Raw genomic sequence first — 16,592 nt, 5'->3', positions numbered from 1 at the left:
ATATATAGGCAGATGCAGCTGAACTAACAACAGACTGCATCTACCCACGGAGAGAGACATGGCAGAACGCCTTAATAATGACTTTCAATTCCTGGATGTCGCACGCCAAGATCCAGAGAAAAAAGATCTCAACGTCCGCAAAGCTGAGTTTGTGGAAATTTATAAACCCTTTACAGCTGAAGTTGCGAAAAACCAAACACATCGCTGTTTAGGTTGTGGTAACCCTTACTGTGAATGGAAATGTCCAGTACATAACTATATTCCAAACTGGTTAAAACTGATTGCTGAAGGTCGTATTTTTCAAGCAGCAGAGCTTTGCCACCAAACCAATACACTACCTGAGGTGTGTGGTCGAGTTTGTCCTCAAGACCGTTTGTGTGAAGGTGCATGTACACTAAATGATGGATTTGGTGCGGTGACGATTGGTAATGCTGAAAAGTATATTAATGATACGGCATTTGCATTGGGCTGGCGTCCTGACATGTCTCATGTCAAATGGACAGATAAAAAAGTCGCGATTATTGGTGCAGGCCCTGCAGGTCTAGGTTGTGCGGACATTTTGGTGCGCAATGGTGTTAAACCTGTCGTATTTGATAAGCGCCCAGAAATTGGTGGTTTGCTGACCTTTGGTATTCCTGAATTTAAGATGGAAAAGGACGTGATGAAACGTCGTCGTGAAATCTTTACAGGCATGGGGATTGAATTCCGTTTAAATACAGAAATTGGCACAGACATCACTATTGATCAATTGCTTGCTGATTATGACGCTGTCTTCATGGGTATGGGAACATACACATACATGAAAGGTGGTTTCGCAGGTGAAGATTTGGAAGGTGTTTATGATGCGCTTGATTTCTTAATTGCCAATGTGAATCGTTGCCAAGGTTGGGAGAAAGATCCTTCAGAATTTATCAGTGTGGAAGGCAAGAAAGTTATTGTACTGGGTGGTGGTGATACTGCTATGGACTGTAACCGTACTTCAATCCGCCAAGGTGCAACATCTGTCACTTGTGCATACCGCCGTGATGAAGAAAATATGCCAGGTTCACGCCGTGAAGTAAACAATGCGCGTGAAGAAGGTGTTGAATTCCAGTTTAATCGTCAGCCGATCGAAATCGTGGGCGAAAATGGAAAGGTCACAGGTGTTAAATTTGTGACGACTCAACTCAGTGAGCCTGATAGTCGTGGTCGTCGCAGTCCTGAACCAATCCCTGGTTCAGAGGAAATCTTACCTGCTGATGCAGTGCTATTGGCCTTTGGTTTCCGTACAAGCCCTGCAGAATGGTTTAATGATGTAAGTATCAATTTAGATGGTTCTGGTCGTGTGGTTGCACCTGAGCAGCAACAATACAAGTTCCAAACTTCTAATCCGAAAATCTTTGCCGGTGGAGATATGGTGCGTGGTTCTGATTTGGTCGTAACTGCGATTTGGGAAGGACGTCAAGCTGCTGAAGGTATTTTAGATTATCTTGATGTTTAAACGAAAACACGCCTTACAAAAAATCCTACTTCGGTAGGATTTTTCATTTATATGCATGACTTGTTTGACAATCTCTTGTTGAATATTCAAAAGTATCCAATTCAAGAACTATCTTAAGAATCATGTAATTAAATTAAAAAAGAGAATGGAGTTGTAGTTTAATTTGCGACTTTATTGGCAAAAAATATAATTTATTTGTCTGTGTGGTTATTTTTGCAATATTAAATCTGATTTATTCTGACAGTATGAATAAGAAATGCTATATCCATATAGGCTCTAAAATGACAACTACACAAATCGCCAAAGATAAATCTTATTTAAATCGTCCAAAAGCGATTGGGATTACCGTACGACGTTTAAATTATAATCCTAAAGCCATACGACGCCATTTTTTCGCGAATTCTCCTGTCATGTCACACTTGTTGACGGCACTTTCTTCTACCTTTCCAATTGGTGAACAATTCTTTGTTCATAGTGTTCGTAATGTACGAGATAAAGTGAAAGATGAAAAATTACAAGCGCAGATTGCAGCATTTATTGGTCAAGAAGCGATGCATTCAAAAGCACATGCGGAATTTAATAACGCTTGGCGCCGTGATGATTATCAACTTGACAACTTTCAAGTATGGTTAGCGCGACGCGATGAATTTATTCGCACTACCCATCCAAAATTGCAGTTAGCAATTACCTGTGCTTTTGAGCATTTTACAGCGTTATTGGGTGGTTATATTCTTCGTCATCCTGAAGTGCTGTCGACCTTAGATGAAGATGCAACTAAGCTTTGGGTGTGGCATGCAATTGAAGAAATTGAACATCGAGCAGTTGCATTTGATGTCTACCAAGCGGTATACAAAGATACCAAAGTGCGCCGCAATATTATGCGTAGCGTAACCACAGGTTTTGCGAGTCTTACATTTTATTCAGCGACTCGATTATTTTGGCAAGATCGTCGAAAAAGCTTACCGAAGGTCAGTAGAAACTTATATGGTATTTACCTGATTTCTAAAATGATGATCGAGCTAATCCCAGAATATTTATCGTACTACAAAGAAGATTTTCATCCTTCTGAAATTGACTATACGGATATTGTGAATCATTGGAAGGCAAAATTAGCTGAAGAATATCAAGTGGAAGGCTTCCAAGAGCATCCCCAACCTGTATTGTATAGCTAATAAAAAAAAACCTAGCGAAAGCTAGGTTTTTTTTATTACTTAGATGAGTCTTGATTAAACTGACGCATTCTTCTTTGGCGCTGCCAAGGGAGAGGGCGGTCTAGTGCTTCGGGGACATCGCCTGATGTAGAGCGTAAACGTAAATGTAATGCAGCTTGTGCAATTAAATTTGCCGATACAGGTGCCGTAATAAAGGCAAGTAATGTAATCAGTAGTTCAGCAAACCCAAAGCGACTATGAAAAGCTGAATAAATCATAGCTGCTATTAAAAAACTACCTAAGCCTAGTGTGCTCGACTTTGTAGGTGCATGCAGACGCATGAACAGATCGGGTAACTTTACGATTCCAATTCCACCTACAAGGGTAAAGAAGGCACCGATAAGAAGGAAGAATGAAACTAAGATTTCCATGATGAGCTGAGTATTCATATTGTTCTCCTAGTCCACCACATGGCCTGTCGTAAAATAACGAGCCAATGCTGCCGTGGATACGAATCCAAGCATTGCCACCAACAATGCACCTTCGAACAATGAAGTACTTGCCCAAAAAATTCCAAGTACCACGACCAAGCAGGTTGCATTCAGAAATAAAGTATCTAGTGCGAGTAGTCGATCTACCATAGAAGGACCAATGACTAAACGCATTAAGCAGAGCAGCATTGAAATCGTAATTCCAATCAAACTAATTCCCAATGCATAAAGTAAGATCGTCATGCTGAATCTCCTTGTTTCACATGGAAAATCGCCATAAGTGGTGCTTCATAGCGTTGTTTGATTTCCAAAATATCAGCTTCGGGATCATCTGAGTTAATTGAATGAACCAAAATGTCACCGCGTTCTTGGTCGATTCCAGCACTCACTGTGCCAGGTGTAGTCGTAATGATCATTGCCAATAAGCTGTTGACCTGATCATGATTAGTATCTAATGGAACACGATACCACTTGGGATGTAAACGGTCAGTTGGTCCAAGCACTTGCTTAGCGACACGGATATTACTAATGATAATGTCCCAAAGTACGACCAAAATTAATTTGCACGCTAAATCCCAATGAATATTGGGTGTGCGAACGATAAAAGGTTGTACCAATTTTGGGATGACTAAACCAATCACAATGGCAACTAAAATATCAAAAAACTGAGCGCTTTGTGCCAGCATTAGCCAACTTATTCCCACAATCACAGAAACAAATGGATGCGGGAAAACTCGATCGAGTAGAGAACTTTGTTGTTTCATTTATTGCTCCATCGGTTGAAGTTTAGATTGAACTTCTTCAGGCTGAAGCTGATTCAATTCTTGCTCTTTAATTTGACGTTGCTTGTACTCAGAGATATGTTCTCCTTCAAGTGCCTTCTCGCTTACGATATGTGGAATATAATGCGCATTTTGGTCTGCAGATTCCCCGCCATATTTTGTTTCTGGCAGATAATTTGGATCAAATGGTTGCATACTAATCACATTTCCTTGCTCATCTTTTTTCAGGACAGCTGAAATATATTGCTCAGAATCATTCAGTTGGACTGCGGTATATTGAATATACTGAGTAATTGGATTTGCAAATGCCACATAAGCAATAAGGCCAATCAGGAAAATATAAATCGTGGTGTGATTACGAGGTGGTGCCTGATTTGGTAATTTTTGATATTCCAAATATGCTTCTTCTTTAGGATTGTTTTCAGGAGTTGTAGAACGCCAGAAAATGACAAATCCTAAGCGTGTAAAAGCAATGATACTAAGCAAGCTCACAATCAGAATGACAATAATAATGAGCAATTGATAGCTAGATACAGAAGCTGCTTGCAGAATAAAGATCTTACCTAAAAAACCACTGAAAGGTGGAAGACCAGCCATCATGAGCGCAATAATGAAGAAGCAAATCGAAACTAGCGTCTGCTGTTTCATAATTGGTGCAATTTTTAGATGATCTTTAAATGCGCCACGTTGTGAAGTAATCCAACCGCATAGTAAGTAGAATGCAGCGGCAATAATCGTACTATGCACGAGGTAATATAGCGCTGCTGCCCAAGCATCTGCAGTCATCAGAGAAAGGGCGATTGCAATCGTTCCAATAGACGATAGGATCATAAAGCCAACAAAACGACGCATGCGCTCTGCACCAATCGCACCAATCACACCATAAATAGTCGTAATTAAACCAATTGGAAGCAGCCAAGTGCTGAGAATTTCTCGTGAAAGCTCATCGGTGAATATGGTTCCATTCACACGTAAAATGGTATAGATTCCCACTTTGGTCATGATGGTGAATAATGCGGCTACAGGAGTGGTGGCGACGGCATAAGTTTTAGGTAACCATAGTCCGACAGGGAGGATTGCAGCTTTGATACCAAAGACTACAAACAGCATTAATCCACCTGCAACTGCCATATTATACTGAGCACCTTCGAGTGTACGTATAATTCGACCCACATCAGCCATATTTAGGCTACCAGTATTACCATAAATCATCCCTAAGCCAATCAAAAAGAAGGCAGAGGCTAATAGGTTGATCGTTACATAGTGAATACCAAGTTGGAAACGTGCTTTGCCTTGACCATGTAGAAGCAATACATATGAAGCCATCAACAGTACTTCAAAGAAGACAAACAGGTTGAATAAGTCACCTGTTAGAAATGCACCACATAATCCCATGAGTAAAAAATGGCTCATCGCATGGAAATAGCGTCCACGTTCGTCCCATTCTTTACTTGCAAACCAAATAATGGGTGTCGCAAGGGCATAGGTGAGCACGAGCATAAAAGCTGCCAAACGATCTAGTACAAGTACAATGCCAAAAGGAGCTGACCACTCGCTTAAACTATATACAAAGATTTGACCAGAGTTCGCCTGAATTAAGTAAATGATTGCAGTCGCTAAACCAAGAAAAACCGATGTTAAACTGATTCCACGACGCCAAGGTTGACGCCAGTCATGCGCTAAAGATCCTGAACCTGGATTACCCAATAGCACTAAAATAAATGCAGTAAATGTCGGAATTAAAATACTTAAAATTGGCGAGTGAGTGAGCCATAAATCATAAAAAATCATCATTAAGGCTCATCCTCTCTTGGGTCTGTATTAATTATTTCTTCTTTAGAATCAACATGATCAGTACCCGATTCATAACGACTTCTCAATGCTAGTTGCACGATAAAAGCAGTTGTGGCAAAGCCGATTACAATTGCCGTTAATACAAGTGCTTGAGGTAAAGGATCGGTGACTTGTGTGGCATTTGTCAAAATCGCAGGTGAATTTAATTGAATCCGCCCCATTGCGAAGAGAAATAAATTGACTGCATACCCTATCATGGCCAAGCCTAGTACCACAGGGAAAGTGCGGGCACGTAAAATCAGATAAATACCTGTGGCAACTAATAATCCAATAGCAGAGGCGAGTAAAAATTCTAAACTAATCATTCTTTACTCCTTCGGTACGGGTCCGGTGATGCTTGAGTTGCGTGAGTCACCTAAAACGGAAATCATGAGCATTGTTGCACCAACGACTGTGACATAGACACCAACATCAAATGCTGCCGCAGATGGCAAATGCATTTTTCCAAGAATGATCGGCTCTACATAGATATGAGCACTAGTCAGGAATGGTCGACCCCAGAACCACGCAGCGACCCCAGTCAGACCAGCAACAGTTAAGCCAGTACCAATCCAAATTTCATAAAGACGCCCAGATTTTGCTCGTAAGAGTTGTTCAGTGTGATCTTGACCTAGTGCAATGTACTGAATCACAAGCGCCATTGATGTAATGAGACCTGCGATAAAGCCACCCCCTGGAAGGTTATGTCCGCGTAAGAAAATATATAAGCTGACGACTAAGGCAATCGGAAGGACCCAAGATGCGGTCATTCGGAACATCAACGGTGACGGATTAAAGCGATAGGTTAAGCCTTGTGTAATGGTCGTACCATGAGCACGCATTCCATCCATTAAACACAGTGTCCCAATCGCAGCAATACCCAGTACTGTGATTTCACCAAAGGTATCAAATCCACGGAAATCGACTAAAATTACGTTCACAATATTTGAACCACCACCGAGCGGTAGAGATTGTTGAACAAAGAACCATGAGATTGAATTGTGATCACGCGTTAGAATCATCCAAGTGATCCAACCGATTCCTAGGCCTCCGATGATTGCAATCACCGCATCTCTCCAACGACGAGTGCGTGAAGATTCATAAGGCGTAAGTTGTGGTAAGAGGGACAGACTCATCAGAAGTAAAACAGTTGTGACAACATCGACTGTGATTTGTGTGAGTGCCAGGTCTGGTGCTGACATCGTAACAAAGACCATCGTCACGACAAGACCGATTGCTCCACTGATAAGAACGGCTTTAATGCGTTCATGGTGAAACCAAAGCATCATCCAGCACGCTGAAAACAGTAATAACCAAAGCACGATTGCAACCAATGGTGCATGCGTCAGTTCGCGTGTACCTGCATAAATACCTTGACCAATGAGAGGCATGGAGACTAAAGCAACAGCAAAAATTAATATCCACAATAAATAGTTTTGTAGAGAACCTGTTTCTGTTGCTCTTTTTAGTTTTCGCGAATTTAAGAGCAAATGTTTGAGAAAGAGATCAAACAGGACTTTACCTTGAAGTTTGCCAAGTATTGGATCAAGGTCAATGTCACGAATTCTACTGTTCTTCGCAAGACTAAAATAAAAAATAATACCGCCAATCAATGCAATCGCACTCATCAATAAAGGCACGTTAAAGCCATGCCAAATTGCTAGATGTACGCCTTCAAAAGCTGGAAGGTTGGTGCTTGCTCGTGCACCAGCATTGACGATATCGCCTACTAAGAGCGCTGGTAATAGACCCACTGCAATACATAATGTGGCTAATAAAATTGCAGGTGCACGCATACCAATTGGTGGTTCATGCGCATCTTTATTTGGAATCGCTTTGCCTAAATCACCATCAAAAAATACGCCATGAACTAAACGAACAGAATACGCGACAGCAAACAGACCCGCGAGTGTTGCAATAATTGCTGCGAAGACACCTATACCACCCGAGAGATTCGCTAATAGTTCAGTAAAGAACATTTCTTTAGATAAGAATCCATTGGTCAGTGGTACACCAGCCATCGATGCCGCGGTAATCATGGTTAAAGTCGCTGTAAATGGAAGTAACTGCCATACCCCACTGAGTTTTCTTAAATCACGGGTACCTGTTTCATGGTCGATAATGCCGGCGATCATGAATAATGCTGCTTTAAAGGTCGCATGGTTAATGATATGAAAAATAGCTGCAGCTACAGCGAGTGGTGAACCAATCCCCAGTAAGCAAACGATCAAGCCTAAATGACTAATGGTGGAGTAGGCGAGCAAACCTTTCAGATCTTCCTTAAAAATGGCAAAGAACGCGGCCATACATAAGGTAAATAAACCAACAAAGGTGACAAGGTTGTGATACAGAGCAGAACCAACAAAGATCGGCATTAAGCGAGCCAGTAAGAAAATTCCGGCTTTAACCATTGTCGCTGAATGCAAATAAGCTGACACGGGTGTTGGAGCAGCCATTGCATTTGGTAACCAAAAATGGAAAGGGAATTGAGCACTTTTAGTGAATGCACCTAAAAGAATAAGGAGCAAGGCTGGCACAAATAAATGACTCGATTGAATCTGCGCCGTCATATTGAGGATTTGATCAATTTGATATGTGCCAGTGATTTGACCTAATAAAATAAAACCACCGAGCATGGCTAAACCACCCATACCTGTGATGGTTAAGGCCATTCTTGAGCCACGCTGTGCTGCTTCGTAGTTACTCCAATAACCCACTAAAAGGAATGACGAAATACTGGTCATTTCCCAAAAGACAAGAAGAATAAGTAAATTATTGGAAAGTGAAATGCCGAGCATGGCGGCCATGAACAGCATCAGTAAGAAATATAACTTACTTAGTGAGTTTTTATGATTTAAATAATAATAAGCATAAATATAAATGAGCGTCCCAATCCCTGTAATAAGGAGGGAGAAGATCAAGCCTAATGCATCAAGTCTAAAGCTTAAGTCGATACCAAACTGTGGTAACCATGACCAGTGCTCAGAGATGACTTGACCTTGAAAGACGTCTTTGGCTTGAGTCAGCAACAAGATAAAACTTGTTAAGCTGACTCCAATTGCCCCTAATGCTGTCGCCCCGCGAGAGATTTTTTGCAGCCAGAGGACAAGAAAAGTGCCAAGTATTAATGGTAACAATATAATAATCGGTAGCACACTCGTATCCATAGAGTTGTAGGCCGGAACCTATGATGAGTTTTATCTTTCAAAAGCTTGAGGATGGCAAAGAGTCATCCAACTACTTAAACTTTGAAAGCCGAACGAATTTTAAAAACAAAAACAAGTTGTGTTGCGCAACTTGGAAAGCTAATGCAAAGAAATAGACATTTTTTGATTAAAAAATGAATGAGTAGATTTTATTACATGTATAAAATTACATCAAACTTTTTAGCTACACAATTCAGAATTATAGCGAAAAAAAGCTTAAATTTCTGTTTAAATTGAGTGAGTCATACCCGATTAACTCATCTATTTCCAATCAATTAGGGTGATGAAATACTCGATAAGTCACCAGCTTGGAGATACTCAATGAAGCGCTTTTTCTCTGACACTGATAAATTTTTGAAGTGTTCAAACAAACGCAAGCCATCAAGCGTATCAGTAGATCGACTCACTTCAGAGATTTGGTCATCTTGTAAATCACTAGCCATGAGTTGAGCAAATAGTTCATCATATTGTTCCCTGATTTGGTTTTGTTCTACTTCAACAATTTTTCGATTTTCTAATTTAAAAGCTTGTACATCTACTTCATTGTTTAAAATCAATTCAGAGCATGCAGATGCGATAATTTGAATTTGTGGGAATGCTTCATGCAAACGGTTGAGTACGTTTTGCACAAAATCTTCATCTACTTGAGCATCAATATTGTCAATTAATAGAATGCCTTCACCATCAAGGCATGGGTCAATACTATGAGGATTCAAGAGACAAAGTCGTCTGACAATATCACCCACTAAACACAACCATTGACGATACGAATTAGATAATTGCGCAAAAGGAATTTCTTGACCATTTTGTACCAGCATTAATTGGATCTTGGGCGTATATTCAATATAAATGTCACTGATCGCTGGGAATAATGTCTGGATGGCTTTCTTGAGTGCTTTGAGTGATGGTAGTTGCATCTCTGCTTCAAGATTCAATAATTTTGCAACTAAATCCTCTTGGTCATGATGAGAGGATAATTTTTGATTGGTTTGAATTTTTTGAAAAACTTGTGCTAATCGTGCATTTTCGATGTCGCTAATTTCACGAAACCATTCGAAGAACCGAGCAAAGGTTGTATAAGGGAGTGCTGCAAGTTCATAGGCTGCATGTGTTTGTAATACAGCAGGATTATTTTTGCTGAGCAAATTCACTTCGTTAATAAAGCGATCAGAAGGGTAGTAGGCCACCATAGGCATGCCTTGAGCAGGATCTTGTTTGGTCGCTTGTTGATAAAGATGAACGAGTGATTCTAATTGAGTCGTTAGCGCTTTACTATGACCTACACCTTTACTGGTTAATGTTTTATAGAGTTGCCATTCGCATAAACCATCTTCATTGTGTTGCACAGTCGCAGCCTGTTCAATAGATCCAATATCAGTGGGATATTGAACACAAATATCTATTTTGGCTTGAATGTGTTTGTGCTTAATATCCGAATCAAGCATAACCACACCAGCGGTTCTTAAATCTTTGGCACGTGCAGCAAACCATGTTAAAGCTTGATAAATATTTTTAATAATCGCAGTTTTACCAGAGGCCTGATCACCTAAAATAATAGATATTGGTCGTTGAGTTGGATCAAATTTAATTTTTATATCTGAAAAATGATAACAGTGACGTAACTGAATAGATTGAACTTTCATATTTTGCCTGCAACTTATCGTAAGGGATTATGCTGTTGCTTTCGTTTTAATCGTGGATTTAAGTTTGAGTTGTTGTATTAAATCATAAATATGATGAATATTTAAGCTGCTTTTTGCTCGTGTACATGCAACATAAAGTAAACGTAATTCTTCATCGCTAATTTTATGTTCTAGTCCATTAATTTTAAATTGGTAATCATCTTCTAAATGCACGCGATTCCACTCTAAACCTTTGGCTTTATGAGCGGTTGAGATTACATAGTCCGCTTGTTCAATGGGTGTGATTTTGGCAAGTGCTCGTTTGAGTGGGTCTGTACCATGTTCATCAACCAATTTAACCAAAGGCTTGATATCACTACCATCATTTGTTTCACAATATTCATGCACATCATGCCAAGAGTTGAACCAAGCTAACTCTGGAACGTCCGTTACTCTTTTACCTTGTTTAAGTAAGCTTGCAGCGTCAACAAAGCGATTTAATTTCGCATGATCGGCTTGCAGGCTCACTTTGTCTCCTTGAACTAATCCTGAGAGTAAAAGTTCCATCGCGCGTGCGTTAGTACGGCATAAAATCGCATCTCGCATTTTGGTATGAGGCTTGTTGACGACTTTTGATTGGAGTTCGGGATTGCCAATCAATGGAACAGTCTCATTGAGTGCGCCTAATAAGTGATTAGCAACTTCAGCAATATCATTACCAAAACGGAATGAAGTGGTTAGGCGCGATTCGGGTAAAGGCATTTGTTGCATTGCATTGACTGCCCCACGCCATGCATAAATTTGTTGATGTGCATCGCCGACATAGATGACTTGCGTACTTTTTTGCTTGAGTAAAATCCCTAGCATGAGTGGGTCAGCATCCTGTGCTTCATCAAACAATACATAGTCTGCGGGTATAAAAGGATCTGATAAAGCCCATAATTTGAGATAGATGTCATGTCCAATGCCAGCCTGATGATTAGGGTCGATTGATTCCAACCAACGACGTTCGACTGCTGGATAGAGGTGTTGCTGTAATACCGCAATATCGTCAGCATGTAGCCAACTTGGTGCTTGAATATGGCGGGGTGCAGGATATTGCGAGCTTGTTGAACAGAAATAACTGACAGCATTTGCAACTAAGCCCGCTAAACGACTAGGCATGAGCGCATATTTTTCGTAACGCCCCCCCATGAGTCGGCGTAATGTGATGGGTTGCAAACGGTATTCTTTGGCAATAAAGCTCGGGCTCAAGCGCGGGAGTCTAAGTTTATCTGTCACTCCACGTGGAACGCTTCGAAATGCTAAAGAGTGGAATGTACGACAATCCACGCGCTGATGAAATTTTTGTTGAGCCTCGCTGGCAATCGCTTTGTTAAAGGCAAGATACATACCGCGACGATGTTGCATCGCATCACTGACTAATTTAAGCGTTGTTGTTTTACCTGTACCTGCATAGGCAATCACTTTGAAGGATTGACCAGATTGCGCTTGTTGAATCGCAATTTCTTGTTCTAAGGTAGGTTTGACAATGACAGACACAGGTTGATAAATCTTCAATGGTTTTAAAATGATCAGTGAGTATAGCAAGAATTTACAAAGGGGAGCGTTCAATCTTCTTCTTTTTGGATGGGGAGTCTTCGGCGACTTAAAAAGTCGAACTAAATAAAAAAGCCATGTTTGAACATGGCTTTAAAGAGTAAATTAATGCGTACGATTTGCTTTTTCAACAAGTCCTGACAGACCCTGACGTCGTGCAAGCTCATTTAAAACGAGTTGAATATCAAGATCGAAGTAACCCAGCATCAATATGGTATGGAACCAAACATCAGCAACTTCATAAATTAAATCATTTTGGTGATCCAGCGTCGCTTCTTGTTTGAAATCTTTAGCTGCTATTACCGTTTCAAAACTTTCTTCACCAATTTTTTCAAGTATTTTATTGAGACCTTTATGATAAAGCTTTGCCACATAAGAAGAGTCAGGATCTGCAGATTTACGTTCTGCCATCATTTGACCAAGATAATGTAATACATCGACTTGCTCAGCTTGAGCTGTTGATGCATTCATCACTTTACTATGCGCATTCTCAGACTTTTCGCCATAAATTTGGTTCGGATCTTTCAATTGAGCGTCTACAATTTCCCAACCGTTTGATGTTAAGCGGCGATAAAAACATGATTCACGTCCCGTATGGCAAGCAATGCCACCATGTTGCTCAATTTGAAGAACGATCACATCAGCATCACAATCTAAACGAATTTCATGCACAGTTTGGAAGTGACCTGATTCTTCGCCTTTATGCCACAATTTACTGCGTGAACGAGAGTAATAAACAGCTTGATTTTTTTCTGCTGTAAGTGCCAAAGACTCACGATTCATCCAAGCCACCATCAACACTCGACCTGTTTGATGATGCTGAGCAATGGCAGGGATTAAACCTTGTTCGTTAAATTTTACTTCATCGAGCCATTGCGTATTGTTCATAAGGATTTCACCAGAATTAAATGAGACACTACAAAATTGTAGGTCCTTAGTTTAAGCGAATAAATCTTTGTAGGGGAGAGTAGAAATTAATTTATTTAAGATCTTGCATATATTTTTCAAAGTTTTGCTTATGGATCATTTCTAAGAATGCATCACCTAAGCGTTGACTTTCAGCTACAGACTGCTTCCAAAGTTCGATTCGTTTTTTTTGATCAAGCCCTTTCAGTGTGAAATCTTTACGATCAGGAAGACGCCCTAAAGGAAGTGATCTTAAATAAGACTCAGAGGGTGAAATCAATACGGTTCGTGCTTGATATTCAGCATTAGATCTACGTTTTTTGAGGAACTTATCGAACCAACCTGGTGTTATTTGATCTGTAAAATGGGGGTAGAGGACAATCCCATGACTCGGTAAAGGTAGATCAATATGATAATCGATTAGCCCGCCATCACGATAAGCAGCGACATCTGCACCTTCGATATTTCTGACCGCCGGCATCACAAATGGAATGGATGCAGATGCCATTAACCAATCTTCTAAATTTTTTTCAGTCAACGCATAATCAAGGTGTTCGAATTCATTTTTGATGAGTGAAAGTCGTGAAGCGTTGTGTGGTTGGGCAATTGTACGTTGCATGAAGTGCCCAATTTTAGCTCTCGAAAAAGTATTGAGACCGATAATGCCAGCGACTGCGCGGGCAAGCATAAGAGGATGATCACTTTGAAATTTTTTCGATGACTTTACTGCCAAAATAGCCAAATGGTAGTCGGGATGATCAATAATTTGATTGGTTTTACCTTGAAGGAGGGCTTTAAGCATGCCGCGACAGACGTCTCCAACTTCAATAATATTCATCTTAGGTCGAAATTCAAGATGGGTATATAAGTCTGCTAATTTGGATGTGCCTGCTTGTGCACCATGCGCTGCAATACTTGCAAAACGCCAACTCCCAATGGATGATCCAATTAGAGTCCGCTTTTTGGGTGCTTGAGCAAAGAACTCACCAAAAAGAGCTTGGTCCAATCCTTGAATTCCAATCCCTTTGGGACCACCTGCTGCTCCAGGAACAAAATCAACCGCACTGGCTTGTAGACCTTGTTCTTGAATGATCTGTTTTGCTTTATAACCTACATGAATATTCAAGCAAGGTTGAGTGGTTTTGAGGATATGTGTCATAAGCAATTCAGCGACTAAAACCTATTGAAGTAGTAAGTTTTGACATGAGATAGTGAACTTATTTCACCATACGCCACATAGCAATGAAGGATGCCAACACAATTAAAATCATGGAGATGAACCATGGTGCAATCACAGCGATTGAGAGCAGAATTGCGATTACACTTCCGAAAATCCAACTACGCTTTTGCTGATGCTCCATTTGTAAGCGCAGCGTTTGAAGTTCATTCAATTGTTTAGCATGCCATGCAGACTGATTTTTTAAACCGTTAAGACTGTCAATCAGTAAAGTCGGTAAATCCTGAGCGCCCAATAACAAGTCTGGGATTTTTTGTCCCAATTCTTTAATATTTTTTTGAGGATTCATTTGGGCTTTAACCCAATCCGTTAGAATTGGCTTTGCTAACTTCCAAATATCTAATTCAGGATAAAGGTCTGTACCTAAGCCTTCAACATGCACTAAGGTTTTAAGCAATAACATCAGTTGCGGTGGGATTTCTAAATGAAAACGTCGAGCGATGTCCATCACTTGGATCAATATACCTGCGAAATCTAACTCATGCATCGGTTTCGAAACCATAGGTCCTACTGTACGACGCATTTCACGTGCTAAAGCATCTTGATCCGTGCCTGGTGGAATCCAACCTGCTTGATGCACAATCTGAATCAATTGCATGAAATCACTGTTCATGACTGCTAGCAACATACGTGCTATCGTCATTTGATCGTGCTTGGAAAGCTCGCCCATGATGGCGCAATCGAGCGCAATAAATCTTGGATTTTGCGGATTAATCGTTTCTACGAAAACATTACCCGGATGCATATCTGCATGGAAAAAATTATCGCGAAACACTTGAGTAAAAAAGATTATTAAGCCTTTTTCTGCTAAGTCAGCACGATTCATTCCTAAACGATCAAAGGTCGCAGTATCTGAGATAGGCACACCAGAGATACGCTCTGCCACCATTACATCCGGACTATCCATATACACTTCAGGCACATACATCATGCTTGAGCCAGTAAAATAATGGCGCATACGTCGTGTATTTTCGGCTTCAAGAGTCAAGTCGAGTTCATTTAAAATGATTTGACGATAATCTTGAATAATTTCTGATAGATGTAAAGCACGGGCAGCTTCTAGCCTTTTTTCTAAATAGTGACCAAGCCATTCTAAAATTTCAAAATCTTGAATAATTTGAGCACGTATATTCGGGCGAGTTACTTTCACGACAACTTCACGACCATCGTGAAGAGCAGCGGTATGTACTTGAGCAATTGAAGCAGCAGCTAGCGGCTTATCATCGAAGCGCGCAAATAATGTGGAAACATCTGCTTTAAGTGAATCTTGAATTCTTTGCTTAGCCACTCCAGGATCGAAAGGTTTAACACGATCTTGTAATAACACCAATTGTTGTAAAATTTCTGGTGGAATTAGATCGCGACGCGTAGAGAGGAGTTGCCCTAATTTAATTGCAAGTGGCCCCATTTCTTCTAAAGCTTCTTTAAGCTTTAAAGGATTTTTACGTTCTCGACTAGAAAGTGCAGCAGGATGCAAACGTATAAGATTCAGCAGGGGACGAACCTTTGCAGGAATATCTTCCGCAGGAACCAACGTGTCGAGTCTATAGTGCGCAGCTATACGCCAAAGTTCGATTAAACGTCTAATGTGCGGAATCATATATGCAATTACCTGAAATCTACGAAGGGTTAAATTTTGATTTTAAAAGCTGAATTTTTGCTTCTAGTCGATCAATATCTTGATTAAGCTGACGAGTTCCATGGAGAAGATCGTCCATTTGCCAACGTGGTGCGAATAGTCCGGTATCTTCTTTGAAAAAGTCTTCCGCAAAAAAAAGATGAGATTGAAGTGACTTAATTAAATGTTGTGGTGCTAATTGAACCTTGCCGATTTGACTTGCAAGATTAGGTCCGATCCAATCACTCAACTGTGAAGCGAGATCTGGCTCAGCATTTTGTATAATTTTTTGAATGTCTTGCAGAAGGCGATAGTCACCTTGAACGGGAATATTGCCAATGTCATCTGCTAGAAATAGTTTGCACAGGTCGACCACATTATTAACATGCAATGTGGAATCTGCTTCAGTAATCGTGTGAGCTTGCTCCCAAGGCCGCTGTTCGAAAATAGAGGGTTGAGTGCTATGACCCGTTACTGTTGGTTCTAAACGAACTTTATTTTCATCAAAAAACACATCAACGGAAAGCTGTGGTGTATCAATCACAACACGAAACATTTTCCCTTGTAATTGGTTAAATTGGATACGAGTAATCGCATCCAAATTAATCCAATGATGTATGGTTTTTTCAACTGCACCAAGTGCTAAGATTGACCACATGACGAAGTG

14 protein-coding genes are annotated in these 16,592 nt (G+C 40.4%); 2 read left to right on the top strand and 12 right to left on the bottom strand.

The features are described 5' to 3' along the window. Positions 1-58: 58 nt before the first annotated feature. Both FTV17_RS07940 and FTV17_RS07935 read left to right on the top strand, forming a co-directional pair. On the top strand, positions 59-1,480 hold the full coding sequence (locus FTV17_RS07940; RefSeq protein ID WP_179998857.1) for an FAD-dependent oxidoreductase: 1,422 nt from the start codon (positions 59-61) through the stop codon (positions 1,478-1,480). Positions 1,481-1,761: 281 nt separating this feature from the next. After that, entirely contained in the window at positions 1,762-2,652 is an 891-nt protein-coding gene (locus FTV17_RS07935) for a metal-dependent hydrolase (protein ID WP_179998856.1), read from the top strand. A 35-nt stretch (positions 2,653-2,687) separates the two neighbouring features. Here FTV17_RS07935 and FTV17_RS07930 read toward each other — a convergent pair whose 3' ends face one another. The 12 genes from FTV17_RS07930 to FTV17_RS07875 form a co-directional block, all read right to left on the bottom strand. Further along, positions 2,688-3,080 carry a Na+/H+ antiporter subunit G gene (locus FTV17_RS07930; protein ID WP_035263996.1) on the bottom strand — a complete coding sequence of 131 codons (393 nt, stop codon included), beginning with the start codon at positions 3,078-3,080 and terminating at the stop codon, positions 2,688-2,690. A 9-nt stretch (positions 3,081-3,089) separates the two neighbouring features. Then, the gene (locus FTV17_RS07925) at positions 3,090-3,365 is read right to left on the bottom strand and encodes a monovalent cation/H+ antiporter subunit F (protein WP_035263999.1); all 276 of its coding nucleotides are present in this window, start codon (positions 3,363-3,365) and stop codon (positions 3,090-3,092) included. After that, positions 3,362-3,886: a Na+/H+ antiporter subunit E gene (locus tag FTV17_RS07920; RefSeq protein ID WP_179998855.1), complete on the bottom strand. Its 525-nt coding sequence runs from the start codon at positions 3,884-3,886 to the stop codon at positions 3,362-3,364. Before FTV17_RS07920 ends, FTV17_RS07925 begins: the two co-directional genes overlap by 4 nt. After that, complete coding sequence (locus tag FTV17_RS07915) at positions 3,887-5,698, bottom strand: monovalent cation/H+ antiporter subunit D (RefSeq protein ID WP_179998854.1); 1,812 nt, start codon at positions 5,696-5,698, stop codon at positions 3,887-3,889. Next, positions 5,698-6,063 (bottom strand): Na+/H+ antiporter subunit C, encoded by a 366-nt coding sequence (locus FTV17_RS07910; protein ID WP_092767259.1) that lies wholly within the window; start codon positions 6,061-6,063, stop codon positions 5,698-5,700. Before FTV17_RS07910 ends, FTV17_RS07915 begins: the two co-directional genes overlap by 1 nt. Before the next feature lie 3 nt (positions 6,064-6,066). After that, positions 6,067-8,904, bottom strand: a complete 2,838-nt coding sequence (locus tag FTV17_RS07905; protein WP_179998853.1) for a monovalent cation/H+ antiporter subunit A — start codon at positions 8,902-8,904, stop codon at positions 6,067-6,069. Between the two features lie 314 nt (positions 8,905-9,218). After that, a complete protein-coding gene (locus FTV17_RS07900; protein ID WP_179998852.1) occupies positions 9,219-10,586 on the bottom strand; it encodes an AAA family ATPase in 1,368 nt (455 codons plus the stop codon). 27 nt (positions 10,587-10,613) lie between these two features. Then, positions 10,614-12,107, bottom strand: a complete 1,494-nt coding sequence (locus tag FTV17_RS07895; RefSeq protein ID WP_179998851.1) for a UvrD-helicase domain-containing protein — start codon at positions 12,105-12,107, stop codon at positions 10,614-10,616. Positions 12,108-12,269: 162 nt separating this feature from the next. Then, a complete protein-coding gene (gene hisIE / locus FTV17_RS07890; RefSeq protein ID WP_179998850.1) occupies positions 12,270-13,052 on the bottom strand; it encodes a bifunctional phosphoribosyl-AMP cyclohydrolase/phosphoribosyl-ATP diphosphatase HisIE in 783 nt (260 codons plus the stop codon). A 91-nt stretch (positions 13,053-13,143) separates the two neighbouring features. Then, positions 13,144-14,229: a patatin-like phospholipase family protein gene (locus FTV17_RS07885; RefSeq protein WP_179998849.1), complete on the bottom strand. Its 1,086-nt coding sequence runs from the start codon at positions 14,227-14,229 to the stop codon at positions 13,144-13,146. Positions 14,230-14,287: 58 nt separating this feature from the next. Then, positions 14,288-15,907, bottom strand: a complete 1,620-nt coding sequence (locus FTV17_RS07880) for an AarF/ABC1/UbiB kinase family protein (protein WP_179998848.1) — start codon at positions 15,905-15,907, stop codon at positions 14,288-14,290. 19 nt (positions 15,908-15,926) lie between these two features. Further along, positions 15,927-16,583, bottom strand: a complete 657-nt coding sequence (locus tag FTV17_RS07875; protein ID WP_179998847.1) for an SCP2 domain-containing protein — start codon at positions 16,581-16,583, stop codon at positions 15,927-15,929. Positions 16,584-16,592 lie beyond the last annotated feature (9 nt).

Source organism: Acinetobacter sp. YH12239 (assembly GCF_013417635.1).
Lineage (GTDB): Bacteria > Pseudomonadota > Gammaproteobacteria > Pseudomonadales > Moraxellaceae > Acinetobacter.
The sequence above is the reverse complement of the archived record's forward strand: the minus strand, read 5'-3'. Positions and strand labels throughout refer to the sequence as shown.